This window comes from Maritalea myrionectae, from assembly GCF_003433515.1.
GTDB lineage: Bacteria > Pseudomonadota > Alphaproteobacteria > Rhizobiales > Devosiaceae > Maritalea > Maritalea myrionectae.
Map to the genome: position 1 here is coordinate 2031809 of NZ_CP021330.1, position 25123 is coordinate 2056931.

Annotated in this window: 23 protein-coding genes; 16 read left to right on the forward strand and 7 right to left on the reverse strand. The window is 52.3% G+C overall.

The genetic code is table 11. From position 1 onward, the window contains the following. The first annotated feature begins 4 nt into the window (after window positions 1-4). Genes MXMO3_RS10350 through MXMO3_RS10375 form a run of 6 tightly spaced genes read left to right on the forward strand, consistent with a single transcriptional unit; the run spans window position 5 to window position 6352 of the window. On the forward strand, window positions 5-1402 hold the full coding sequence (locus MXMO3_RS10350; RefSeq protein ID WP_027835305.1) for a pyruvate dehydrogenase complex E1 component subunit beta: 1398 nt from the start codon (window positions 5-7) through the stop codon (window positions 1400-1402). Window positions 1403-1415: 13 nt separating this feature from the next. Continuing rightward, the gene (locus MXMO3_RS10355; protein ID WP_027835306.1) at window positions 1416-2762 is read left to right on the forward strand and encodes a pyruvate dehydrogenase complex dihydrolipoamide acetyltransferase; all 1347 of its coding nucleotides are present in this window, start codon (window positions 1416-1418) and stop codon (window positions 2760-2762) included. Between the two features lie 17 nt (window positions 2763-2779). Beyond that, window positions 2780-3421, forward strand: a complete 642-nt coding sequence (locus tag MXMO3_RS10360) for an SGNH/GDSL hydrolase family protein (RefSeq protein WP_117395820.1) — start codon at window positions 2780-2782, stop codon at window positions 3419-3421. Between the two features lie 21 nt (window positions 3422-3442). Further along, window positions 3443-4894 carry a dihydrolipoyl dehydrogenase gene (lpdA, locus tag MXMO3_RS10365; RefSeq protein WP_027835308.1) on the forward strand — a complete coding sequence of 484 codons (1452 nt, stop codon included), beginning with the start codon at window positions 3443-3445 and terminating at the stop codon, window positions 4892-4894. Window positions 4895-4948: 54 nt separating this feature from the next. Next, window positions 4949-5905 (forward strand): lipoyl synthase, encoded by a 957-nt coding sequence (lipA, locus tag MXMO3_RS10370; RefSeq protein ID WP_027835309.1) that lies wholly within the window; start codon window positions 4949-4951, stop codon window positions 5903-5905. Between the two features lie 9 nt (window positions 5906-5914). Beyond that, a complete protein-coding gene (locus MXMO3_RS10375; protein ID WP_117395821.1) occupies window positions 5915-6352 on the forward strand; it encodes a type II toxin-antitoxin system RatA family toxin in 438 nt (145 codons plus the stop codon). On the opposite strand, the gene MXMO3_RS10380 is transcribed toward MXMO3_RS10375, so the two are convergent. Then, window positions 6340-6843: a CinA family protein gene (locus MXMO3_RS10380; RefSeq protein ID WP_117395822.1), complete on the reverse strand. Its 504-nt coding sequence runs from the start codon at window positions 6841-6843 to the stop codon at window positions 6340-6342. The genes MXMO3_RS10375 and MXMO3_RS10380 overlap by 13 nt on opposite strands. A gap of 3 nt (window positions 6844-6846) precedes the next feature. Continuing rightward, window positions 6847-8031 (reverse strand): bifunctional 2-C-methyl-D-erythritol 4-phosphate cytidylyltransferase/2-C-methyl-D-erythritol 2,4-cyclodiphosphate synthase, encoded by a 1185-nt coding sequence (locus MXMO3_RS10385; RefSeq protein WP_117395823.1) that lies wholly within the window; start codon window positions 8029-8031, stop codon window positions 6847-6849. A 201-nt stretch (window positions 8032-8232) separates the two neighbouring features. On the opposite strand from MXMO3_RS10385, the gene dusB reads away from it, so the two are divergent. From dusB to hflX, 9 genes are all read left to right on the forward strand, one after another. Next, a complete protein-coding gene (gene dusB, locus MXMO3_RS10390; protein ID WP_117395824.1) occupies window positions 8233-9234 on the forward strand; it encodes a tRNA dihydrouridine synthase DusB in 1002 nt (333 codons plus the stop codon). Continuing rightward, on the forward strand, window positions 9231-10346 hold the full coding sequence (locus tag MXMO3_RS10395; protein WP_117395825.1) for a two-component system sensor histidine kinase NtrB: 1116 nt from the start codon (window positions 9231-9233) through the stop codon (window positions 10344-10346). The genes dusB and MXMO3_RS10395 overlap by 4 nt, the downstream gene beginning before the upstream one ends. Then, the gene (gene ntrC / locus MXMO3_RS10400; protein WP_117395826.1) at window positions 10339-11793 is read left to right on the forward strand and encodes a nitrogen regulation protein NR(I); all 1455 of its coding nucleotides are present in this window, start codon (window positions 10339-10341) and stop codon (window positions 11791-11793) included. Before MXMO3_RS10395 ends, ntrC begins: the two co-directional genes overlap by 8 nt. A gap of 145 nt (window positions 11794-11938) precedes the next feature. Then, entirely contained in the window at window positions 11939-14245 is a 2307-nt protein-coding gene (locus MXMO3_RS10405; RefSeq protein ID WP_051213761.1) for a sensor histidine kinase NtrY-like, read from the forward strand. Then, complete coding sequence (gene ntrX, locus MXMO3_RS10410) at window positions 14245-15624, forward strand: nitrogen assimilation response regulator NtrX (RefSeq protein ID WP_027835315.1); 1380 nt, start codon at window positions 14245-14247, stop codon at window positions 15622-15624. Before MXMO3_RS10405 ends, ntrX begins: the two co-directional genes overlap by 1 nt. A 92-nt stretch (window positions 15625-15716) precedes the next feature. Beyond that, on the forward strand, window positions 15717-17093 hold the full coding sequence (gene trkA / locus MXMO3_RS10415; protein WP_027835316.1) for a Trk system potassium transporter TrkA: 1377 nt from the start codon (window positions 15717-15719) through the stop codon (window positions 17091-17093). Window positions 17094-17129: 36 nt separating this feature from the next. Continuing rightward, window positions 17130-18557, forward strand: a complete 1428-nt coding sequence (locus MXMO3_RS10420; protein ID WP_117395827.1) for a TrkH family potassium uptake protein — start codon at window positions 17130-17132, stop codon at window positions 18555-18557. A gap of 154 nt (window positions 18558-18711) precedes the next feature. Further along, window positions 18712-18960: an RNA chaperone Hfq gene (gene hfq / locus MXMO3_RS10425; RefSeq protein ID WP_027835318.1), complete on the forward strand. Its 249-nt coding sequence runs from the start codon at window positions 18712-18714 to the stop codon at window positions 18958-18960. Window positions 18961-18980: 20 nt separating this feature from the next. Further along, on the forward strand, window positions 18981-20357 hold the full coding sequence (hflX, locus tag MXMO3_RS10430; protein ID WP_245985719.1) for a GTPase HflX: 1377 nt from the start codon (window positions 18981-18983) through the stop codon (window positions 20355-20357). Here hflX and mazG read toward each other — a convergent pair. Then, a complete protein-coding gene (gene mazG / locus MXMO3_RS10435) occupies window positions 20354-21178 on the reverse strand; it encodes a nucleoside triphosphate pyrophosphohydrolase (RefSeq protein ID WP_117395828.1) in 825 nt (274 codons plus the stop codon). The genes hflX and mazG overlap by 4 nt on opposite strands. 2 nt (window positions 21179-21180) lie before the next feature. Continuing rightward, window positions 21181-21483: a YciI family protein gene (locus MXMO3_RS10440; protein ID WP_245985721.1), complete on the reverse strand. Its 303-nt coding sequence runs from the start codon at window positions 21481-21483 to the stop codon at window positions 21181-21183. 222 nt (window positions 21484-21705) lie between these two features. Between MXMO3_RS10440 and MXMO3_RS10445 the strand changes: the two genes are divergently transcribed. Further along, entirely contained in the window at window positions 21706-22212 is a 507-nt protein-coding gene (locus MXMO3_RS10445; RefSeq protein WP_036222587.1) for a winged helix DNA-binding protein, read from the forward strand. A 5-nt stretch (window positions 22213-22217) separates the two neighbouring features. Here the strand turns inward: MXMO3_RS10445 and MXMO3_RS10450 are convergent, their stop codons facing one another. The 3 genes from MXMO3_RS10450 to MXMO3_RS10460 are packed head-to-tail and all read right to left on the reverse strand — an operon-like array spanning window position 22218 to window position 25089. Further along, complete coding sequence (locus tag MXMO3_RS10450; protein ID WP_027835323.1) at window positions 22218-23519, reverse strand: TRAP transporter large permease; 1302 nt, start codon at window positions 23517-23519, stop codon at window positions 22218-22220. Next, entirely contained in the window at window positions 23512-24054 is a 543-nt protein-coding gene (locus MXMO3_RS10455) for a TRAP transporter small permease (RefSeq protein ID WP_205468007.1), read from the reverse strand. Before MXMO3_RS10455 ends, MXMO3_RS10450 begins: the two co-directional genes overlap by 8 nt. Before the next feature lie 60 nt (window positions 24055-24114). Continuing rightward, window positions 24115-25089, reverse strand: a complete 975-nt coding sequence (locus MXMO3_RS10460; RefSeq protein WP_036222589.1) for a TRAP transporter substrate-binding protein — start codon at window positions 25087-25089, stop codon at window positions 24115-24117. Window positions 25090-25123 lie beyond the last annotated feature (34 nt).

Consider the following 25123-nt stretch of genomic DNA (forward strand, 5'->3'; position numbering starts at 1 on the left):
ATAGATGTCAGTAGAAATTTTGATGCCTGCATTGTCGCCGACGATGGAAGAAGGCAATTTGGCAAAGTGGCTCGTTAAAGAGGGCGACACCGTATCCGCAGGTGACGTGATCGCCGAGATCGAAACCGACAAGGCCACCATGGAAGTTGAAGCCGTGGATGAAGGCACCATCGGCAAGATCGTCGTGGAAGAAGGCGCGCAGAATGTGAAGGTCAACAGCGTGATTGCGGTGTTGATTGAAGAAGGTGAGAGCGCCGACGACATTAAAGTCGACACATCAGAACCTGAAGCCAGCGAAGAGCCAAAGCAAAAAGATCCTGAAGAATCTGGGCCAAGCGAAGAAGAAAAACCTTCTGTGCCTGCCGCGCCAGTTTTTGAAGCACAAGCTGATTCTGAAGTGCCTGAGGGCACCGAAATGGTTTCCACTACCGTGCGCGAAGCGTTGCGCGATGCGATGGCCGAAGAAATGCGCGCAGATGGCGATGTGTTTGTGATGGGTGAAGAAGTTGCCGAATACCAAGGCGCTTATAAGGTCACCCAAGGTCTGTTGCAGGAATTTGGCGCCAAGCGCGTGATCGATACGCCGATCACCGAGCATGGCTTTGCGGGGTTGGGCGTTGGCGCTGCATTTGCAGGGCTTAAGCCTATTGTTGAGTTTATGACCTTCAACTTCGCCATGCAGGCGATTGACCAGATCATCAACTCTGCAGCGAAAACCCGCTACATGTCTGGCGGGCAAATGAGTTCACCAATCGTGTTCCGTGGCCCGAACGGCCCGGCGGCGCGTGTGGGTGCGCAGCACAGCCAAGACTTTTCAGCTTGGTATGCGCATATTCCAGGGTTGATCGTTGTGTCACCTTATTCCGCGGCAGATGCAAAAGGCTTGCTGAAGTCAGCGATCCGTAATCCAAACCCGGTTGTGTTCCTTGAGAACGAGCTTTTGTACGGTCAATCATTTGATGTGCCAAAGCTTGACGATTGGACCGTGCCATTGGGCAAAGCCAAAGTGGTGCGAGAAGGGGCGGATGTCACCATCGTGTCGCACTCTATGGGTATGCGCTATGCAACGGAAGCGACGGAAAAGTTGGTTGAATCTGGCGTTGACGTTGAATTGATCGATTTGCGGACACTGCGCCCATTGGATATGCCCACTGTGGTTGAATCAGTAAAGAAAACAGGTCGTTGTGTGACTGTTGAAGAAGGTTGGCCACAAGGGTCAATCGGTTCTGAAATTGCCGCACGTTTGATGGATGAGGCATTTGATTATCTGGATGCGCCCGTTGTGCGGGTGACAGGCAAAGATGTACCGATGCCATATGCTGCCAATCTTGAAAAACTGGCGCTGCCATCAACAAAAGAAGTGATTGAAGCGGTGAACACCGTAACTTATCGCCAAGTTTAGGGAGTAATGAGGGATGACAATCAATATTACCATGCCCGCGCTTTCGCCCACCATGGAAGAAGGCAATTTGGCGAAATGGATGGTGAAAGAAGGCGATACTGTATCGGCCGGTGATGTAATCGCCGAAATCGAGACAGACAAAGCCACCATGGAAGTCGAAAGCATTGACGAAGGCACCGTTGGCAAAATCCTCGTTGAGGAAGGTGCACAGGGCGTTAAAGTCAACAGCGTGATCGCCGTTTTGTTGGAAGAAGGCGAAAGCGCCGACGATATTCCTTCTGATGTGGGGGCAGGCTCTGCTGCACCGCAGGAGAAAAAGGAAGCGCCAAAATCTGAAGAGAAGTCTGAGGAAAAGCCAGCGGCTAAGGAAGAGGCCAAACCTGAGGCTAAAGCGGCTCCAGAGCCTGCGAATAAGGCTGCGCCGAAAAAAGACGGCAACCGTCAATTCGCGTCACCTTTGGCCCGTCGGTTGGCAAAAGAAAACAGCATCGATATCAGTGCGTTGAGCGGATCCGGCCCAAAAGGCCGTGTGGTGAAACGCGATATTGAAAAGGCCTTGGAAGAAGGTGTGCCGCAAGCTGCACCTGCGGCCCAGCAAGGCACACAATTGGCGACTGGCATGTCCGATGCGCAAGTTACCGCGCTTTATGAGGATGGCACATATGACGCTGTGCCAAACGATGGCATGCGCAAGACCATTGCCGCACGCTTGACCGAAGCCAAGCAAACTGTGCCGCACTTCTATCTGTCGATGGATTGCAAGCTGGACAATCTTTTGGAAGCCCGCGCCAATATCAACGCGCAAGCCAAAAAAGACGAAAATGGCAAGCCGGAATATAAGCTTTCAGTCAATGATTTCATTGTGAAGGCATGGGCGATTGCTTTGCAACAAATTCCAACCGCCAACGCCACATGGGCTGGCGAGAGCACTTTGCTGCATCACCATTCCGATGTGGCTGTTGCGGTTGCGGTGCCAGGCGGTTTGTTTACCCCGGTTGTGAAAAAAGCCGAAGCCAAGAGCCTTCGCGAGATTTCAGCCGAAGTAAAAGATTTTGCCAAGCGCGCCAAATCGAAAAAGCTCGCGCCGCATGAATACCAAGGCGGTTCAACAGCGGTTTCGAACTTGGGCATGTTCGGCATCAAAGATTTTTCTGCAGTCATCAACCCACCGCATGGCACTATTTTGGCCATCGGCGTGGGCGAAGAACGGGTGGTTGTGGAAGATGGCGAGATCACTGTTGGCAACTTTATGACAGTGACCTTGTCTTGTGACCACCGGTCAGTTGACGGGGCGCTGGGAGCTGAAGTGCTTGGCGTGTTCAAATCGTTGATTGAAAATCCGGTGATGATGTTGGCTTAGGGCCGCAAAAGGATCAAATGAAAAACATTCTCGCTTTTGGCGATTCATTGACATGGGGATATGACGCGGCGTCGGAGACGCGGCATCCTTTTGAGGTGCGTTGGCCCAATGTGTTGGCTGATGGCCTCAATTTCTCTGTGCACATGATTGCTGAAGGCTTGAATGGTCGAACGACTGTGTTTGACGATCATTCGGCAGCGTCTGAGCGCAATGGCGCAAAAATGCTGCCGAGCTTGTTGGCCACGCATGAGCCGCTTGATTTGGTTATCATCATGCTGGGCACCAACGATATGCGCGAGCATATCTGCGGCAACGCTGCTGGCTCCGCAGCGGGCATCGGGCGATTGATCTCAATTATCAAAACATTTCCCTACAAGGCAAATCATGCGGTGCCGCAAATATTGGTGGTGTCGCCTCCGCTGGCAGAGCGTGGGGGCGATCGATTTGCCAATCATGTGATGCAAGGGGCCTCCAGTTTATCGCGGCAATATGCGGACGCATACAAGCTGGTGGTTGAAGAGAATGATGTAGCGTTTTTCGACGCTGCAAAACATGTGATACCAGACCCAATGGATGGGTTTCATCTGGACCAAGAAAATACAAAAAAATTAGGCGAGGCGCTTATCCCAGTGGTGGGTGACCTTTTGACCTCAAAATAGCTTTGATGAAAGGCAATTCCCATGGCAAATGAGTCGGCAAATCAATATGATCTGATTGTAATCGGTGGTGGACCTGGCGGTTATGTTGCGGCCATTCGTGCGTCACAATTGGGCATGAAGGTGGGCGTTGTCGAACGCGAACATATGGCCGGCATCTGCTCCAATTGGGGTTGCATTCCCACCAAAGCTTTGCTGCGCAGTGCTGAGATTTATTCGCACATGGGCCACGCCAAAGATTACGGCTTGAAAGCCAGTGAATTCGGGTTCGAGATTTCTGACGTGGTGAAACGCTCGCGCCAAATCGCGGCCCGCATGAACAATGGCGTGTCGTTTTTGATGAAAAAGAACAAAATCGACATTATTTGGGGTGAGGCCAAGCTGAAAAAAGGCGGCGAAGTTGAAGTTGGCCCTTCATCCAAAAAGGCGATGGAGCCCAGTGTGCCTGCACCAAAAGGCGTGTTGCCTCATGGGACCTACAAAGCCAAGCACATTATTGTGGCAACTGGCGCGCGGCCCCGCATTTTGCCCGGCATTGAACCAGATGGCAAAAACATCTGGACCTATTTTGAAGCGCTTGTGCCGGAAGAAATGCCAAAATCACTTTTGGTGATGGGCTCTGGCGCGATCGGCATTGAGTTTGCAAGTTTTTATGCTTCAATGGGTGCTGAGGTAACTGTTGTTGAGTTGCTGCCGCAAATTATGCCTGTCGAAGACAAAGAGATTTCGGCCCATGCCCGCAAGCGCTTTGAAAAGCGTGGCATCAAAATTTTGACGGAAGCCAAAGTGGCCAAGGTTGAAAATGGCAAAGGTGGCGTGAAGGCGCATATCGAATTGAAAGATGGGCGCAAAGAAACCATTGAGGCGGAAAAGCTGATTTCTGCTGTTGGCGTGCAAGCCAATGTGGAGAATATCGGCCTTGAGGAATTGGGTGTCAAAACTGACAAAGGCTTCATCGTCGCCGACGGCTATTGCAAGACCAATGTTGATGGCATCTATGCGATTGGTGATGTTGCCGGGCCGCCAATGCTGGCGCATAAGGCTGAGCACGAAGGCGTTCTTTGTGTGGAGAAAATTGCTGGCATGGACGTGCACCCGATGGAGAAAAACCAGATTCCGGGCTGTACCTATTGCGAACCGCAAGTGGCGTCTGTTGGCTTAACAGAAGAAGCAGCAACTAAAACCGGCCGTGAGATCCGCGTGGGGCGATTCCCCTTTGTGGGTAATGGCAAGGCCATTGCGCTTGGCGAGCCAGATGGCTTGGTTAAAACCATTTTTGATGCGAAATCTGGCGAGTTGCTCGGCGCGCACATGGTTGGCGCGGAAGTGACTGAACTCATTCAAGGCTTTGTGGTGGCGATGAACCTGGAAACCACTGAGGAAGAACTGATGCATACAATCTTCCCGCACCCCACATTGTCCGAAATGATGAAAGAGAGCGTACTTGACGCCTATGATCGCGCCCTCAATATATAGGGCATGAACAATTTTAGCCCCATCAAGAGGGCAAAACGGGTTTAAGGAATTATCATGGTTACATTGCTGGACACGACAAAACAGGCCAAATCAGACGTGCGGCACCCGGAAAAGGCGCACCGACCAGACAATGAGGTTTTGCGCAAGCCAGATTGGATTCGGGTAAAAGCACCAGGGTCCAAAGGCTATAATGAAACCCGCAAAATCGTTAAAGACAATTCAATTGTTACGGTTTGTGAAGAAGCGGGATGCCCGAACATTGGCGAATGTTGGGATAAAAAGCATGCCACCATGATGATTATGGGTGAAATTTGCACCCGTGCTTGCGCCTTTTGCAATGTGCGCACAGGCCTGCCCACTGCGCTAGACACGAATGAACCTGCCAATGTGGCCAACACGGTAAAAACGCTTGAACTCAAGCACGTGGTGATCACCTCAGTGGACCGCGATGATTTGGCTGATGGTGGCGCGCAGCATTTTGCTGATGTCATCAAGGCCATCCGCGATACATCACCCGAGACCACTATTGAGATTTTGACGCCGGACTTCTTGCGTAAAGAGGGGGCGTTGGAAACCGTAGTGGCGGCCAAGCCTGACGTGTTTAATCACAATCTGGAAACCGTGCCTTCTAACTATCTGACCGTGCGTCCCGGTGCGCGTTATTTCCACTCCATTCGCTTGCTTCAAAAAGTGAAGGAGCTGGATCCGCAAATGTTTACCAAATCCGGCATCATGGTTGGTTTGGGCGAAGAGCGGAACGAAGTGTTGCAGTTGATGGACGATTTGCGGGTTGCTGATGTGGACTTTTTGACCATCGGGCAATATTTGCAGCCGAGCCGGAAGCACCACAAGGTTGACCGCTTTGTGACGCCAGACGAGTTCAAGGCTTTTGAGCGTATTGCTTATACCAAAGGCTTTTTGATGGTGTCATCATCGCCGCTCACACGATCTTCCCACCATGCTGGTGATGATTTTGAGAAGCTGCGCAAGGCACGTGACGCCAAGAGATAGGCCTTACTGATGACCAAAATCGCCTTTGATCGGCATGTGCCCTACACCCCAGAGCAAATGTTTGATCTGGTCGCCGACTTGCGACGCTATCCCAGCTTTGTGCCCAATTGTTCAAACATGCAGGTGCGACCAGGCGGTAGCGATCATGATTGCTATGCGCGCATGGGCATCAGCTTTGGCCCAATTTCACAAGACTATGAAAGTCGGGTGGAAATGGACCGGGGCAATTTGCGCATTGCCGCGACCGCGGTGGATGGCCCCTTTTCGCATCTCAGCTCAGTCTGGGAATTTTTGCCAGAGGGCGAGGGCACGCATATCCAGTTTAAGGTCGACTTCAAGCTCTCAAATCGTTTGATTGCAGCGGTGGCGGAACCATTGTTCGCCACCAAGCAGGAAGAGATCATGGACGCGTTTGTGAAGCGTGCTGATGAGCTTTACGGCAAGTGACGCTGATCCAAGCGCGCCAACACCAGCGTTAGGGCAACACGAACTGTTTCTTCACGCACTTCTTCGCGTTCCATCTCTTTGAAATTACGCACGATATGGCATGAGCCATCTTCATCGGCACAGGCAAAATGCACCAGGCCGACAGGCTTTTCAGGCGTCCCACCGCCGGGCCCCGCAATGCCAGTGACAGCAACAGAGATGGTTGCCCCAGAAATACGCTGAGCGCCTTCTGCCATGGCACACGCAACTTCTTTTGAAACAGCGCCGACATCTTCCAACAAATGCAATGGCACACCAAGCATTTGGATTTTGGCCTCGTTGGAATAGGTGACATAACCGCCAAACACCGCTTCTGACGACCCGGGCACTGCCGTGAGCGCGCCACTGATCAAGCCGCCTGTGCAGCTTTCAGCTGTCGCAATCGTTGCTTGTTTGGAAATCAATTGCTCAATGGTGATTTGCGCAAGGTGCAGCACATCATCTTCAAGCATAGTTTAATCCTTTACTGGCACCTCAATGGTGACCGCCGCTTGTGCCGCAATGCCTTCCTTGCGGCCTGTAAATCCCAATTTCTCCGTTGTTGTGGCCTTTACGGAGACACGGGACATTGAAACATCAGCAATTTGCGCGATGCGCTGGCGCATCTTTTCACAATGCGGGCCGATTTTGGGGGCTTCGCAGATCAGTGTCAAATCTAAATGTACAAGTCGACCGCCACGATCGCGCAATCGCGAAGCAGCATGTTCGAGGAATTGGGCTGAATCTGCCTTGTGCCATTCCATTTCCGATGGGGGGAAATGCTGGCCGATATCACCATCTGCCATGGCGCCGTAAAGCGCATCTGTGAGCGTGTGCAGCCCAACATCAGCGTCGGAATGGCCCTTTAGTTTTGCGGTGTGTGGAATTTGAATGCCGCCCAAAATGACATGATCACCCGCTTCAAAAGCGTGGACATCAAAGCCCGTGCCCACACGTGTTTCCATTGGTGTTGCTAAACTCATTTCCGCACGGTCCAAATCTTGAGGGATGGTAATTTTAAAGTTGTTTGGCTCGCCGTCGACAATTTTGACATTCAAGCCGGCCCATTCAGCGATTGATGCATCATCAGTGAAACTTGTATCCGCCGTCGCGGCCGACTGGTGGGCCTTTAAAATGAGCTCATATTTGAACGCTTGGGGCGTTTGCGCCAAATAGTGGGCCATACGGTCCAGCGTTTGTTCGACGGAACCGTCCTTGTTCGCCTTTTTCAGCGTATCGGTCACTTGCAGCGCGGGTAGGGCGCCGCCGAACGTTGCGGCAGTCTGGATGCATTTACCGATCAATTCATCAGAGACGAAGGGCCGAGCGGCGTCATGAATCAGGACAATGTCAGGGGCTTCATCCTTCAATGCGTTGAGGCCGTTAAAAACGGACGTCTGACGATCCGCCCCGCCAAAGATCGCAGGTAGTAGCTTTGCATCGTTCAGCCCCAAATCGGCAAACATGGTTTCATGTTTATCATTGATCACTGGCAACACCTTGCGGACTGCATCTGATTGAACAAATGCTTCGATCGTGCGGGTGAGCACGGGCTTGCCAGCCAAGTTCAGATATTGCTTCGGCATTTCGGCGCTGCCCATGCGGCTGCCGGAACCTGCGGCAACAATGATAACGGCAACCTTAGGAGCTCGGGGTGTCATAATTCATCCTGAAAGTGGTCTTCTTGGGTTTAGCTGGCATTGAAATGAACTGCAAGAGGATGAGAGCGCCAACCACTCGCGCGCCTGATTTTGACGCATATTTGTAAGGAATGGTCGAAATTTCAGCAAATTGGTTGCAAAAACATCCGATTCTGTCTACAAATTAAGCAGATTACAAAACTGCTTAAAAAATGAGCGAATATGCTTTCTCCCATTAAGATTGGCGACCATACGCTGCCCAATAACGCCTTCCTGGCGCCGCTCTCCGGCATAACGGACAAGAGCTTTCGCACCATTTCCGCCCGTTTTGGTGCGGGCATGGTGGTGTCAGAAATGATTGCCAGCGCTGCTTTGACAAATGGACATAAGGACATGGCGCGACGTTTGGGACGGCCGGAAAAGTTGCCACATATCGTTCAATTGGCGGGGTGCGAACCGCATTGGTTGGCCGAAGGTGCCAAAATCGCTGAGGATGCTGGTGCGGACATTATCGACATCAATATGGGTTGCCCCTCCAAGCGTGTAACGAATGGCTATGCTGGGTCTGCGCTTATGCGGGTGCCGGACAAGGCTGTTGAGATCATCGAAGCAGTGGTGGCGGCCACAACGCGGCCCGTGACGCTGAAAATGCGGCTCGGCTGGAACGATGAGAACCTGAATGCGCCACAATTGGCCAAAGACGCAGAAGCGTGCGGGGTGCAAATGGTGACGGTTCACGGGCGGACACGTCAGCAATTTTACAAAGGCAAGGCGCGCTGGGCGCCTATCCGCGAGGTTGTGGATGCCGTGAAGGTTCCCGTTGTGGTCAATGGCGACATTGTTGACCTGAACGCCGCGCGCGACGCCCTTGCGGCATCTGGTGCGCAAGCGGTGATGATCGGGCGCGGTGCGCAAGGCCAGCCCTGGCTGGTGGGGCAGGTGGGCGATGCCCTCGCGGGCCGCACACCGGAAGCTGCGCCAACAGGTCAAGCGCGTCTCGCGCTGATCCTTGAGCATTACGCCATGATCATTGACGAATATGGCGAGCAATTGGGCGTGCGTTGTGCGCGCAAGCATTTGGGATGGTATTTAGAAGTGTTGGAGCATGAAGGCGCCGCAATTGACGGGGCAACGCGAAAGCGGCTTCTGACAGCCGACAAAAGTGCGGATGTACCTGACATTTTGGCAACGATCTTTGATCAAGTAGAGGCAACCGCCGCATGAACGCCACATCGATAGAACTGGCGCACTCCGCTTTTCAAGCCATCGCCCATCCCATTTTGATTTGTAACACAGACAACAAGATCATCATGGCCAACTATGCGGCGCAGGATTTCTTTTCCACTTCGGAAAGCCGCTTGAAGCGTCAACAAGTGGATGATCTGGTGGCCCCGTCTTCGCCGTTACTCAATCTTTTGGATCGGGTGCGGGGGCGCGACGCAGGGTCGCGTGAACATCGCATTCCCATCGCCAACATCAATATGCCAGAGGAACGGTTGGTGGACGCGCACGCCACGCCGATGGCGAATGATTCCAGCCTGACTGTTTTGACGCTGATCGAGCGCACGATGGCCGACAAGATCGACAAGCAGCTCACATCGCGCGGCGCGGCAAGGTCTGTGATTGGCCTGGCGGCGATGCTGGCGCATGAAATCAAAAACCCGCTTTCGGGTATCAAAGGCGCGGCGCAACTGCTGGAGCAGTCGGCAGAAGAAAAAGATCGCCCGCTTGCTCGATTGGTGCAGGAAGAAGTTGGGCGCATCGTGAAGCTAGTGGATCGGATGGAGGAGTTTGGCGACGAACGCCAGCCTGAATTCACCTCCGTCAATATTCATGAAGTGCTGAACCATGTGGAGTTGATTGCGCAAAATGGCTTTGCCAAGGGTATGATCATTTCAAAGCATTTTGACCCCTCTTTACCGCCTGTTTTGGGAAATTGGGATCAGCTGGTTCAAATCTATCTCAACCTGTTTAAGAACGCCGCTGAGGCCATCGTCGGACAGGATAAGGGTGAGATCGTGGTTAGCACGGCCTACCGCCCAGGTATTTCGATTGGCATTCCGGGCACAGGCAACCGCATGTCACTGCCGCTTGAAATTTGCGTTGAAGATAATGGCGGCGGCATCGCCGAGGATATATTGCCGCATATTTTCGATCCATTTGTCACATCAAAACAAACTGGCGGCGGCTTGGGCCTTGCGCTGGTGGCGAAATTGGTGGGCGTGCATGGCGGCATTGTGGATGCGGATAGTGCAGGTGGCCGCACGAAAATGCGCACCCTCTTGCCAATTTCAAAGCCCAAAAGGGCGAAAAAGGGAGCAATGCGCAATGAGTGAACGCACAATATTGGTGGCGGACGATGATGCATCCATACGAATGGTGCTGAGCCAAGCGCTGACCCGCGCCGACTATGAAGTGTTCCCCATGAGCAATTTGTCCACCATGTGGAACCATATTGCGCGGGGTGATGGCGATCTGCTGATCACAGATGTGATGATGCCTGACGGCAGCGCGTTTGACTTGTTGCCGCGCATCAAGAAGGCGCGTCCGGACTTGCCGATTATTGTGATGAGCGCGCAAAATACCTTTATGACGGCGGTCCGCGCCAGTGAAGCGGGGGCGTTTGAATATTTGCCGAAGCCATTTGATTTGGGGGAACTCACGTCAACTGTGGCCAAAGCATTGGCCGAGCGAGACAGCCAGAAGAAGAAAGACTTGGCCGCAGCGCCAAATGATGAAGAAATGCCGCTTGTGGGCCGATCTGGGCCGATGCAAGAGGTTTATCGGACCATGGCGCGGCTGATCCAGACAGACCTTACGGTGATGATTTCTGGCGAAAGTGGCACCGGCAAAGAAGTGGTGGCGCGGGCGCTGCATGATTTTGGCAAGCGCAAGGGCGGCCCCTTTAACGCCATCAATATGGCCGCCATCCCCCAAGATTTGATCGAATCTGAGCTGTTTGGCCACGAAAAAGGCGCGTTTACCGGCGCACACGGACGTTCCATTGGTCATTTTGAACGGGCTGCGGGGGGCACGTTGTTCCTGGATGAAATCGGCGACATGCCGATGGCGGCGCAAACACGGTTATTGCGTGTATTGCAAGAGGGCGAGTTTACCCGCGTTGGCGGTCGGGACACGATTGAAACGGATGTGCGTATTGTTGCCGCGACGCACCGAGATCTACATCAAATGATCCGACAAGGCCTGTTCCGCGAAGATTTGTTTTACCGCCTAAACGTGGTGCAATTGCATATGCCGGCATTACGCGAGCGGGCGGATGACGTGGCTGATTTGGCCCAGCATTTTGCGCAGAAATTTACGCCAGACGGTGAGCCGGTCAAGGCGTTTGAAAAATCGGCACTGGACCTGTTGCGGCAACATAATTGGCCCGGCAATGTGCGGGAACTTGAAAATCTGGTGCAGCGCTTTGTGGCGCTTTATCCAGATGAAGTCATTTCCGCCGAGACCGTTCGGCAGGAACTGAGTGTTGGCGAGGCGGCCCCACAACTCAATAATTCGCCTGCAAAAAGTGATGATTTGGGTGAGATGGTCGAGCGCCATTTATTGTCGTTATTTGCCAAAGCGCAGCCTGAACTCCCCGCCAACGGGCTTTATCAGTGCATTATTGATGAAATTGAAGTTCCACTTTTAGAAATTACATTAAATCATTGTAATGGAAATCAAATTCGTGCTTCAGAATTACTGGGATTGAACCGGAATACCCTACGGAAGAAGATCCAAGCCCACAATATACACGTCAATAAACAGGGCAACGGCCGATAGCGCTGTAACATTTTTGCCACAAACACCTTGCCACTGCTGCAGTTTTGCGCCAACCTGTTGATAAATATGTCACAGTTTTACCGCAATAGGGCGCTATTGCGTTAGGGCTGTGATGCCAATTTTGTAATATGCTTAGGCGAACTTTGTGAACGACACCATCCAACCCAAAATCAAACAATTGTCGCTCAGGCAAAACCGCGCGCTCCGGGTTTTTGGGGTTGTTTTGGTGCTCGCTTCGGTTGTGAGTGCGGTGGCCTCATTTCTGGTGCTCACCGGGGCCACAGCAATTGAGCCAGAGCCCAGCGTTTGGGCTATCATTTGGTTGATTAATGCGGTGCTGGTGGTGCTGGTGATTGCATTGCTGATCACCGAAGGTTTCCTTCTTGTGCGGGCCCGTATCTCCAAACAAGCAGGCTCTGGACTGCATGTTCGACTGGTTGGCATGTTTGCCGTGGCGGCGGCAGTGCCCGCGTTCATCGTTGCGTTGATTGCCACGTTCGCGCTGAACCAAGGCTTGGATCACTGGTTTTCTGAACGTTCGCGCGCCATGGTGGAAAGCTCAAACCAAGTTGCGCAATCCTATTTGCAGGAACATGCCAATGTTTTGCGCAATGACATTATTGGCATTTCTGGTGAGCTTGAACGCGTGTCTGATGTGTTTGAAGAAAACCGAGAAAACTATGTGCGCATTCTCACAACTTTGGCCCAAGTTCGGTCATTGCCCTATGTTTTCATTCTTAATGGCGACCGTGAGATTGTTGAGCGGGCGCAGATTAATGCCGCCGGAACACCGCCGCAATTGCCCGATGACCTGCTCACTGGAGTTGATGAGAATACCATTGAGCTCATCCGACCCGGGCGCAAGTTCTCCTTTGTTGGCGGTGTTATAAAGCTTGATAATTATCCTGATCACTATTTGTTTGTGGCGCGGGGCGTGGAGGCTGAAGTCCTCGAATATATGCGCCTCACCGAGCAAAATGTGAATGAATATCGCGAATATGAATCAAACCGACTGGTGTTTCAGATCACCTTTGCGATCATGTATATCGGTTTGGCGATTGTTGTGCTGCTGGCCGCGGTCTGGGTGGGCATTTATCTCGCCAATCGGCTGGTTGCGCCAATCCGAAATCTGATGATTGCGTCAAACCGGGTGTCTACAGGTGATTTGAATGTGCGGGTGCCCACCAAAGGCACCACTGGCGATATGCGTGACCTTTCTGCCCGGTTCAATCGCATGACCTCACAATTGTCCGAACAGCATGGGGCGCTAATCTCCGCCAACGAAACCATTGACCAGCGCCGGCAGTTTACTGAGGCGGTGCTTGAAGGTGTGTCTGCTGGCATTATTGGGCTCGATCCCGACGGCCATGTGACCATTGTGAACGGCCGGGCGTCTTCCATATTTGAAATTGACGAAAAAGATATGATTGGTGCGTCGTTGCACGAGATGGCGGTTGAATTGGGCAAAATCTTCGATCAGGCGCAGAGCAACAAGAGTGGGCAAATTCAAGAACAGATCGTGCTGAATAACCGTCAGGGTGAGGAGCGCACTTACCAAGTGCGGATTACCCGTGAGGGGACGATTGATAGCTCTAAAGGCTATGTGATCACGTTAGATGATATTTCTGACCTGATTGCCGCGCAACGCACCAGCGTTTGGGCGGATGTGGCACGGCGCATTGCGCACGAAATTAAGAACCCGCTGACGCCAATTCAACTCTCCGCCGAGCGGTTACGCCGCCGCTATAAAGATAAGTTGGCTGACGATTATGAAGTGTTCGACAAGTGCACCAACACCATCGTTCGCCAAGTTGGTGATATTGGCCGCATGGTCGACGAATTTTCCACCTTTGCGCGTATGCCCTCCGCGAGTTTTGAAAAATATGATTTAGGTGAAACAGTTCGCCAGGCTGTGTTCAGTGAAGGCGTTCGCCATCCTGATATTGCCCTGCATTCACAAATCCCCGATGGCGAAATGGTGGCCCAGTTTGACGATCGATTGATGTCGCAGGTTTTGACCAATTTGATCAAAAACGCTGCAGAATCGATTGAGTCGCAGGGTGGGAAAATACAGGATCCTACGATCTATGTCGGGGTTGAAGATGTGGGCGATCACTATCAAGTCACAGTGAGTGACAATGGCAAAGGGTGGCCAAAGGAAAACCGCCTAAGATTGCTAGAACCCTATAACACCACACGCGACAAAGGCACGGGCCTGGGGCTCGCGATTGTATCGAAAATTGTGGAACAGCATAATGGTCGCGTCGACCTTTACGATGCGCCTGCTGATGCGCACGGGCAGGTGGGTGCGGTATTTGCTTTCACCTTGCCGAAAAAGCAAAAAGCTGAACAACTTGAACCGCCTGCCACAAACTCGCCAGAAAATAAGAACAAACCGCAAGTCATTGGTCAAACCGAACCAACTGATCAGAAACTGAAGGGAACAGCCTGATGGCATTGGACGTACTCATCGTGGATGATGAGGAGGATATTCGCGAGCTTATTGCGGGTATCTTGGAGGACGAAGGATACGAAACACGCATTGCACATGATGCAGATTCGGCGTTGGAGTCGATCGAGGGTCGTCGTCCCAATCTAGTCTTTTTGGACATTTGGATGCAGGGCTCGCGCCTTGATGGTTTGCAGCTGCTCGACGCGTTGATGGAACGGCACAGCGATTTGCCTGTGGTGATGATTTCTGGCCACGGCAATGTGGAAACGGCCGTTTCCGCCATTCGCCGAGGCGCCTACGACTATATTGAAAAACCTTTCAAAATGGATCGCTTGTTGCTGGTGGCCAAGCGCGCCATGGAGGCGGACCGCCTCAAGACAGAAGTGGAAGATTTGCGCCAACGCTCCGGTGTGCAGCATGCCCAATTGGTTGGTCAATCTTCAGCCTTGGCGAACATCCGCGCGCAGATCGAGCGTTGCGCCCCGACAAATTCGCGGGTATTTTTTGCGGGTCCGTCCGGCACAGGCAAGGGCCTTTGTGCGCGACAATTGCATGATAGTTCGCACCGCGCGGCGGCGCCTTTTATCGAGGTGAAGCTGGCCATGCTGAACGTTGATGAGATGGCGGAGACCTTGTTTGGCAAAGAGGTGTTGAGTGAGGGTGGCAAAACCATTGTGAGCGGGGCGTTTGAACGCGCGCACGGCGGCACTTTGTTTTTATCTGAGATTGAATTTTTGCCCCCTGAAATCCAAACCAATTTGCTGCGTGCGCTGGTGGAAAACAAATTTCAGCGGGTGAATGGCCAGCAAAATGTGGCCGTTGATGTGCGGGTGGTTTCGTCATGTTCGTCCAACATCAAGCAGATGGTCGACAATCAGCGTTTTAGAAGCGATCTGTTTCACCGTCTCGCGGTGATTCCGCTCAATGTGCCAGCCCTAAAAGAGCGTCGGGAAGATATTCCGCCGCTGGTGAGCCAGCTGTTGCACATGATTGCGGAGAGCCACAACATCAAAAGCCTCACGGTTGCTGACGATGCGATGGCGGTGTTGCAGGCGCAGGAATGGCCCGGCAACGCCAGGCAATTGCGCAACTCTTTAGAGCGTTTGATCATTTTGCACCGCGACAGCTTTCCCGAAAACGGGGAAATCACCGCGGCGATGTTGCCCAACGATATTGGCGAAGTATTGCCAACCGTGGGGGATGATGAAGGCAGCGCACATTTGATGTCCTTGCCGCTCAGAGAAGCGCGGGAAGTGTTTGAACGGCAATATTTGACGGCGCAAATTGAACGGTTTGGCGGCAATATTTCAAAAACAGCCGAATTTGTTGGCATGGAACGTAGTGCGCTTCACCGGAAACTGAAATCGCTCGGTCTTTGAGCATTCGGCCGATATTGGTTACAGTCGGGGCTTGTAATTTTACGCACAGCGCGGCACACATAGACGAGCTGATTTAGCAAAAGGGCTATTCTATGCGCGTGATTATTTCCGGTGCAGGACAAGTGGGCTACGGCATTGCCGAGCGTTTGTCGCAAGAAGGCATTGAAGTCACTGTGATCGACAGCAATGCTGAACTGGTGCAGCGGGTGCGTGACACGCTAGATGCACGTGGCATTCATGGTCATGGTTCTCATCCTGAAATCCTGGCCCAGGCGGGCGCGCGCGAGGCTGATATGCTGATCGCGGTGACCCAGGTGGATGAAGTGAACATGACCGCCTGTCAGGTGGCGCATTCCATCTTTGACGTGCCTATTCGTATTGCCCGTATTCGGGCCCAGAACTATTTGCGGTCTGAATTCTCGAATCTGTTTGCCCGGGATCATTTGCCGATCGATGTGATCATTTCACCCGAAGTTGAGGTGGGTGAGTTGATCTTGCAGCGTATGGCCTATCCTGGCGCCAGTGATATTGTGTCATTTGACGATGACCAGGTGCTGGTCTTGAGCGTGCCGGTGGCAGAAGACTGCGCGATTATTGACACACCTTTGCATCAATTGACCGAATTGTTCCCCAACCTGCAAGCGATGGTGATGGGCGTGATCCGCGACGGTGAAATGCTGGCGCTGAAGTCAGATGATTTTATGATCGCAGGGGACGAGGCCATAGTGAGTGTGGCCAAGGATCAAGTGAACCGTGTGCTTTCTATGTTTGGCCGGAAAGAAGAATTGCCGGACAAGATTGTGATCGCTGGCGCAGGGAACGTGGGGCAATATGTGGCCCGTCGACTTGAAGAGAGCCGCGATGGCATCTCTGTTCGTTTGATCGAAACCAACCGCGTTAAGGCGCAGCAAGCCGCCGAAAGGCTTGAAAAATCCATCGTTGTTTACGGTTCGACGCTGAACGATGAGATTATGCGTGAAGTGGGCATTGAGCAGTGCCAGATGTTTTTGGGCCTCACCAACGATGATGAGACCAACATTTTGTCATGCGTGCTGGCCAGTGAGATGGGTGGTGCGACGACCATCGCGTTGGTGAACCAAGCGCAATATCCACGTTTTGCGCGCCGTCTCAATGTTGATGCCTTTTTGAACCCCCGTGCAGCCACCGTATCCAAAATCTTGCGCCACGTGCGGCGCGGGCGTATTCGTGGCGTCTATTCGCTTTATAATGGTGCAGCAGAACTGCTTGAGGCTGAGGCGCTCGAAACATCGCCATTGGTGGGCAAGCCGCTCAAAGATTTCAAATTTGGTGAAGGCGTGCGTATTGGGGCGATTATTCGTGGCGGCGAAGTGCACATGCCAAATGGCGACACACGCATCGAAGCGGGTGATTTGGTGATTGTGTTTGCGCTGGCCAAATCCGTTCGTAAAGTGGAACAAATGTTCCGCGTCAGCATCGACTTCTTCTAACCAACGGGAAGGGGCCGTTCGCGCCAACCAACATTCATGCAAACCATCATTGTATTTGCTGCCATCATTGTATTTGGCCTGTCTGTTTGCCTTTTGGTGCCCCTTATCGTGGGCGTCATCGGGTCCGATTGGGCGGCGGTTGAAGGGTTTGCGTTAATCAGCGTGGGTTTGTGCCTGTTGTCTGGCGGTTTAATCGTGGCGCTTTACAGCAAGATCAAGCGATTGCGGCGTGGCGACATGTTTTTGCTATCGGTGTGCGTTTGGTTGGCCTTATGCCTGATTGGTGCTTTGCCTTTTATCGTTTTGGAGGGGCAGCCATTTGTACTGGCACTGGTCGAATCTGTATCCGCCGCCACAACGCTTGGAGTGACACCACGGCCCGATCAAGCCATCACCAGCGCCATGGGTGCTTATCGTGGTGTTTTGGGCTGGTATGGCGGTTTCCTGACCTTGTCGATCATTGTTTACATCCTTGCACCGTTCCAGGTTGGCGGTTTGCCCAACCGGGATTTGCGCTTCGTGCTGCACGGATCGACCAGCGGCAGCCCAAAATTGCTCCGCACACTCGGTGAAGTCGCTGTGCCCTATGCCACGCTGACCTTTACCTGCTTTTTGCTTTTGTTGTTGCAAGGGGTGCGCCCGTTGACCGCGCTGCTCGCGTCATTTGCAAGCCTTTCGACAAATGGTTATTTGCCCACGCTTTCAGGCGGGTCCATTTTCAATAACTCGACAGCGGAGATCACGCTTATTGTGTTTATGTTGATTGGTGGCACGTCGATCATCTGGCACAAAATGATCGTTAATCGGCGCTACGATCTGCTGAGTGAACACCGTGAAAGCATGGCGCTGATCGGCCTGGTGTGTGTGACCGCTTTATTGTTGTTCGCCGCCCAAGCCGCGATTTTTGGCAATGACAATCACCCCACCTTGTTGGCCAACTTCTTCGACGTGACCGCCCTGATGACAACAACAGGCATATTGCACAATGAACATGTGGGCAGCGGTGTGCCGCTGACTTTGGCGTGGATGTTGGCCATTGGTGGGGCAACAACTTACTCGACAGCGGGCGGTATATCACTTCACCGATTGGGCACAATGCTCGAACAATCGATCAATCAGGCCCGGCAGTTGGTTTTTCCACATGCTGTTTTGGCCAACATCAAGATCGGCGGTCAAAGCCTAGATGCACGCAATGTTAAGGCGGTTTGGAGCTATTTCTTCTTGTTCATATTGTCCTTGAGCGTCGCACTGCTGGCGTTTTCAGCCCTAGGCTATAGCTTTGGTGATGCATTCTCCTTGGCCGTGGGCAGCCTGAATTCCATCGCCTCATTGACCGTGCTTGGACTTAATGGTGATGCCGAACCCAGTAGACAAGCCCTTATACTTATGACTATATTTGCATTTGCAGGGCGAGTTGAAATTCTTATCATCTTTGCAGCAATCGCGAATTTGCTGCGGCAGTAGCCCGTAAGAAAAAGCACATGCCGCATCGAGTAGTGGTGGGAGGCATCGTAATAATTAGACCGCTTTGAAGGTGCGTATCGACCTTAAAAAGTGGCATCAATCACGGCACTGACTTTGAGTTGCGCGTCAGCACCGTTTAAAAAAAGAGGCCCAAATGCCCAACGATAAAAGCCAAAATCTGCAAGATTCTTTTCTCAATAATGTGCGTAAGAACAAAATTCCAGTGACTGTGTTTCTGGTCAATGGGGTAAAGCTGCAAGGTGTCATCACCTGGTTTGACAATTTTTGTTTGTTGCTGAGACGTGAAGCGCAATCGCAGCTCGTTTATAAACATGCAATTTCGACAATTATGCCAGGCGCACCCGTTCAGCTATTTGACCCAGAAAACGCGGACAAAAGCTAACAGGACCGACAGGTAAACAGTTGAATAAATCAAAGAACGACCACCTTACTGACCAGCAGGAAGGTGTGGATTTTGCGCGTGGACCGAAATCTTTAATCGATCGACGCACCGCTGCGACACGCGCAATGCTGGTAACACCAGACATTACCCGACAGCCTAATCGCCGCACGATTGAAGCGCGAAAGGCCGAATTTGAAGGCCTCGCTGATGCGATCAATCTGGTGTTGGTGCAGTCGATTGTGGTTTCCGTGCGCGAGATTAAGCCAGCGACCTTTATTGGTGGCGGGCATGTGGAAGCTATTGCTGAAACGGTGAAAGAGGAAAAGATCAAGTTGCTCTTGCTTGATTGCCAATTGTCGCCGATCCAGCAGCGCAATCTTGAAAAACAAACCGGCGCCAAGGTGTTGGACCGTACTGCGCTGATCCTTGAGATTTTCGGGGAACGCGCGGCCACACGTGAAGGTGTGTTGCAAGTTGAATTGGCACACCTGACCTACCAAAAAGGCCGGCTGGTGCGTTCCTGGACCCACCTTGAGCGGCAACGTGGTGGCTTGGGCTTTGTTGGTGGTCCCGGGGAAACCCAAATCGAATCTGACCGCCGACAATTGCAAGACCGGATCACATTGCTGTCCCAGCGTTTGGACAAGGTGAAAAAGACCCGTACCGAACAACGCAAGGCACGCAAAGTGGTGCCGCATCCAATCATCTCGTTGGTGGGGTACACCAACGCGGGTAAGTCGACATTGTTCAATTATTTGACGGGTGCGACAGCGAAAGAGGCGGACATGTTGTTTGCGACGCTCGACACCACGGTTCGGCGGCGGGTTTTGCCCCACAAGCGCGAAGTTGTGTTCTCCGACACGGTAGGGTTCATTGCTGATTTGCCGACAGATTTGGTCGCTGCATTTCGCTCCACCTTGGAGGAAGTGACCGACGCGCATTTAGTGTTGCACGTGCGCGACATCTCAAATCCTGACCATTTGGCGCAGGCCCAGGATGTCGAAGACGTGTTGAAAGATTTGGGCGTTACTCCCGAAGAGGTGCCCTTTATCGAAGTTTGGAACAAGATCGACCAAGCTGACGAGGCGCTATTGGAACAGGCACGGGCGCAACACCGGAGTGACGTGCCGGTGGTTGAGGTTTCAGCCGTGACGGGGCAGAATATCGATGAGTTGATCAGCTTGATCGAAGACATTTTGGCCAAAAGCAGCCGCTTGCAGCGGGTGATCCTGCCGCATGAGGCCGCCGGTAAAGCGCATTGGCTTTTTGAAAATGGCGAAGTGACCAATCAATTTAGCAGTGAAGACGAGCTTTCCATTGTCTACGAAGTCCGCATTCCTAAGAACAAAATGTCAGGCTTTTTGGAGGAGTTCGGTCCCTTTATTCTGATGCACTAATCCTGCTCTTTGTCTGCGAGACGCGCTTCATCCCAAAGAGCCTGCAGCGTTTCAAAATCGGCTTCCTCAAGGGCTGTGCCATTTTCGGCGCAGCCTTTTTCGATATGAGCGAAGCGGCGCATAAACTTGGCGTTGGCATCTTGCAGCGCGGTTTCTGGATCAATGCTGAGCTTGCGGGCGAGGGAGGCGACGGCGAACAGCAAATCGCCGAGCTCTTCATGTAGCCGCTCCTTTGACGCGCCGCTGGCCATTTCCTCTTGTACTTCGCTCAGCTCTTCATGCAGTTTTTCCGCGGCTTGGTCTGGCCCGGCAAAATCAAATCCTATGCGTGCGGCCCGCTTGGCCAGTTTATCCGCGCGCATGAGGGCGGGTTGCCCGCGCGGTATGTCATCAAGGAAGCCTTGGGGTTTTACCGCGCCTTTGTTTCGGGCGGCCTTTTGCGCCCGTTCTTCCGCTTTGATGCCATCCCAAACTTTTTTCACTTCTACAGGATCAGACGTGTTCAAATCGCCAAACACATGGGGGTGCCGTCGGATCAGTTTGGCGGATATGCCATAGACGATGTCACCAAAATCGAATTTGCCTTCCTCCGCGGCCATTTGGGCGTAATAGATCGGCTGAAACAGCAGATCGCCCAATTCGTCCCGTAATTCATCAAAATCCTTGTTTTCAATCGCTTCTGCCACCTCATAGGCTTCTTCAATCGTGTGGGGTTTGATGCTGTCGAAATCCTGCTCAAGATCCCACGGGCATCCCCCGTCGGGATTGCGCAGACGCGCCATAATGTCGATGAGGACTTGGATATCGCGAGATGGTTTCATAGCTATTTCAAACAGTCTGCTGATTTGGAGGGGACAAATTCGGTGATGGTGTAATGTGCCAGATCATGTTGGTGAAACGGATCCTGCGTGATCATTTCGTGTACATCAGCCTTGCTTGCAGCGGTTGCGAGAATGATACCGCCGTCGCGTGGGACTTTTGCCCCCGAGGCCAAAAAATGTCCCGCCTGATAATGCACATCAAGGAACGCGCGGTGTGCGGCTAAATGTGGTTCCACGGCGTTGAGCGCCACTTTATAAGTCAACTCGATTACGAACAGATTTGCATCATTGGTCAAAAATGACATGTCTGATCCTATGTTTTTTCAAACATGTTGAGCATAGAGCGTGGATAAGAACAAGGTACATATTCCCTTGTTTCCAAAAGCTATTTACCTGAGCCTTTTCCAAAACGCCCGACAATTGTGTGGTGCAGGAGGTAGATTTATTTAAACTTTATCGGTAAAATGGCGGGAAAACATAATTGTATAAGGCCACATATTGTGTGGTTCGAGTTAGAAAGTATTATTATGAAGAAGCGTCGTATTGTTTCCTCACGCCATTTGGCCTCCACCGAAGGCTGGCAATTGTCTGAATTCGAATATGGTTTGATCATTGCATATAATGGATTTAGCCGATGGATGACCAAATGCATGATCGCTTCGGGCAATCCTGAACTGTCACCACTTGAAATTCTGGTTCTGCACAATGTGAACCATCGCGAGCGTCAAAAGCGGCTCACTGACATTTGCTTTTTGCTCAATATCGATGACAGCCATACGGTGAATTATGCGCTGAAAAAGCTGCTGAAGGCGGGTTTGATCGAAGGTGAAAAGCGCGGCAAAGAGATGTTTTACTCGACGACCACGCAAGGCTTTGAGTTGTGCGACAAATACCGCGAAGTGCGGGAACAATGCTTGCTAGACAGCTTGAAGCATCTGGACGTTGATAAGGATCAGCTTAGTGAAATGGCGGCGATGATGAGGACGCTGAGCGGGCTCTATGATCAAGCCTCGCGCGCAGCGTCCTCACTCTAAAGCGTTTAGCCCTTCATCAACCCCGGCAGAGCCGTGACGATTTGGGGGAAGATGGTGATTAACACCACTGCCAATAGCAACAGCAAGAAAAAGGGCAGGGCGGCCATAGCGATCTTAAAGATATTTTGGCCGGTCAGCCCCTGAATCACGAACAGGTTGAACCCGACGGGAGGTGTGATTTGCGACATCTCCACCACAATCACCAGATAGATGCCAAACCATAGCGGATCAATGCCAACGGATTCGATCATTGGCATGATGATAGCTGTGGTCAGCACCACAACGGAAATCCCGTCCAAGAAACAGCCCAGAACGATGAAGAACACAGTGAGGGCGGCCAACAAGGCCCAAGGGCCAAGGTTGAAGGTGTCGATCCAGCTGGCCAGATTGCGCGGAATGCCTGTGAAGCCCATTGAAACCGTCAAGAAGGCAGCGCCAGCCAAAATAAACGCAATCATGCACGAGGTGATGGTGGCGTTCATGACGCTTTCGCGGAACATTTTCCAGCTCAGCGAACCGCTGGACCACGCCAAAACCAACGACAGGACAACGCCCACGGCGGCCGCATCTGTTGGCGAAGCAATGCCGGCATAGATTGAGCCGATAACACCTGCGATCAGCGCGATGACCGGAATAAGGCGTTTAGATGCGCTCAGTTTTTCCCGGAAAGAAAAGTTCAACTCTTCCTTTGGGAAAATCTCTGGTTTCATCAAGGCGGTGATGGCGACAAAGGCCGCAAACATGCTGACCAGCAAGATGCCGGGCAAGATGCCAGCGATAAACAAGCGGGCGATAGATTGCTCGGTTGAGACCCCATAAACAATCAAGATGATCGAGGGTGGAATAAGCAAGCCAAGCGTGGCCGAGCCTGCGAGTGTTCCCAAAATCAAACTATCTGGATAGTTGCGCTTTTGCAGTTCCGGCACAGACATTTTGCCGATGGTGGCGGCTGTGGCGGCAGATGAACCAGACACGGCGGCGAAAATTGCGCAGCCCAGAATGTTCACATGCAAGAGCTTACCTGGCACTTTGCCAAGCCAGGGCGTGAGCCCGGAAAACATATCTTCGGACAAGCGCGACCGCAGCAGAATTTCACCCATCAGGATAAAGAGTGGCAGCGCCGCAAGCGCCCAAGAATGGCTGTGGCCCCAAAATGTGGTGGCCAGAATTGGCCCCAATGGTGCGGAGGTGAACATAAACATGCCCAAGGCCCCGGTCAGGGACAGCGCAAAACCAACCCACATGCCCATGGCGAGCATGCCGAACAAGGCCCCCACCAAAACAAGAATCATGGCCAACTCAGACATCGTGATGTTCCTCTTCGATATCATCTAAGTGGTCCGCACGTTCTATGCCAAGAAGGGCGCAAATTGTGTCGTCGACCAATGCGAGTGTAAACAGTGCGAGGCCCAGCACCAAAGTGCTTTGGGGCAGCCACAGGGGCACCGGAATGATGCCGGTGGACACATCGCCATATGAGATGGATTCGTGCAGGTGGCCGATCATGGCGTAAGTCATGTAGGCGGCGGCAACGGCACAGAGGCCAAGCGTAAAGATTTCAACCGCGCGTCCCAACTGCCCTTTGAGAAAATCGCGAAACAGCGTCACACGGATATGTCCATCGTGCTTGAGCGTATAGGCCAGCGCCAAGAATGATGCGGCGGCCAGCAGGAAGCCTGCAAAATCAGCATATGATGGAATTGTATAGGCGAACTGTGTGCCTAGGAGTTTTGTGATGAGGTTAAAAATAACCTGCATCGTGACCAACGCACAGATGGTCAAAATGCAAATGGCGGATAAAGCACCCGCCGCGAGATATATTCGATCTAGTGCCTTGCGCACGCGCAATCCTCCCCAAAAGATGAGTGGGCAGCAAGGAATTGCCGCCCACTGATAGAATTCTTATTGGAAATAAGCGTCAACCACAGCATCAGCTGCTGGTGTTGAATTTGCACGCCAATCCGCGAGCAGCTCTACGCCAACTTTCGCCAAGCCATCTTTAAGTTCTTGTGAAGGTTCCACAATTGTCACGCCATTGTCGGCCAACACTTGTGTTTTCTCTTCTGCTTCACGACGGCTCATGTTCCAGCCACGCTCTTCAGCTTCGGCAGCAGCTTTCAAAACAGCAGCTTGCGTTTCCTCATCAAGCGCGTTGAAGGCAGCCACATTCACAACCACGATGTTTTTAGGAACCCAAGCGTTGATGGGTGTGTAGTGTGAAATGAAGTCCCAAGCTTTTGAATTGGCGCCGGTAGACGGTGAGGTGATCATCGCCTCAACCTGGCCCGTGGCAAAGGCTTGTGGAATATCTGGCGCTTCTACCTGTGTTGGCGCTGCGCCGACCATGGTGGCAAACTTTTCAAGATTTGCGTTATATGAGCGGAATTTCAAGCCGTTAAGATCGGCAACAGTTTTCACTTCTTTTTTGGTATAAAGACCTTGTGGGGGCCATGGCACGGAGAACAATGGCTTCAAGCGCTGCTTGGCCAACAATTCTTCAACCACAGGCTTTTGGGCTTCCCAAAGGCGCGCTGCGTCTTGGTAGCTCACCGCGACCAATGGCAATGAGTCGATGCCAAATGCGGGATCTTCGTTTGCAAGCAAGGACAAGAAAAACTCGCCAGCAGGCACAATCTGGTTGCGCACGGAATTCTTGATTTCGCCATGCTTGATCAACGAACCAGCTGTGTGCAGTTTGATGTTCAACTCACCATTTGTGGCTTCACGAACGTCATCAGCAAATTGCTGAATATTCACGGTGTGGAATGTTTTATCCGGGTAGGGGGTCGGCATATCCCAATCTTCAGCGAAACCTGCTGAAGTCGACGCGATCCCCAAAGCAATAGCGGCTGTTGCCGCCTGAAAAATCTTATTCATATCTTCCTCCTGGTTTCCACCAATTCCCAGTCTA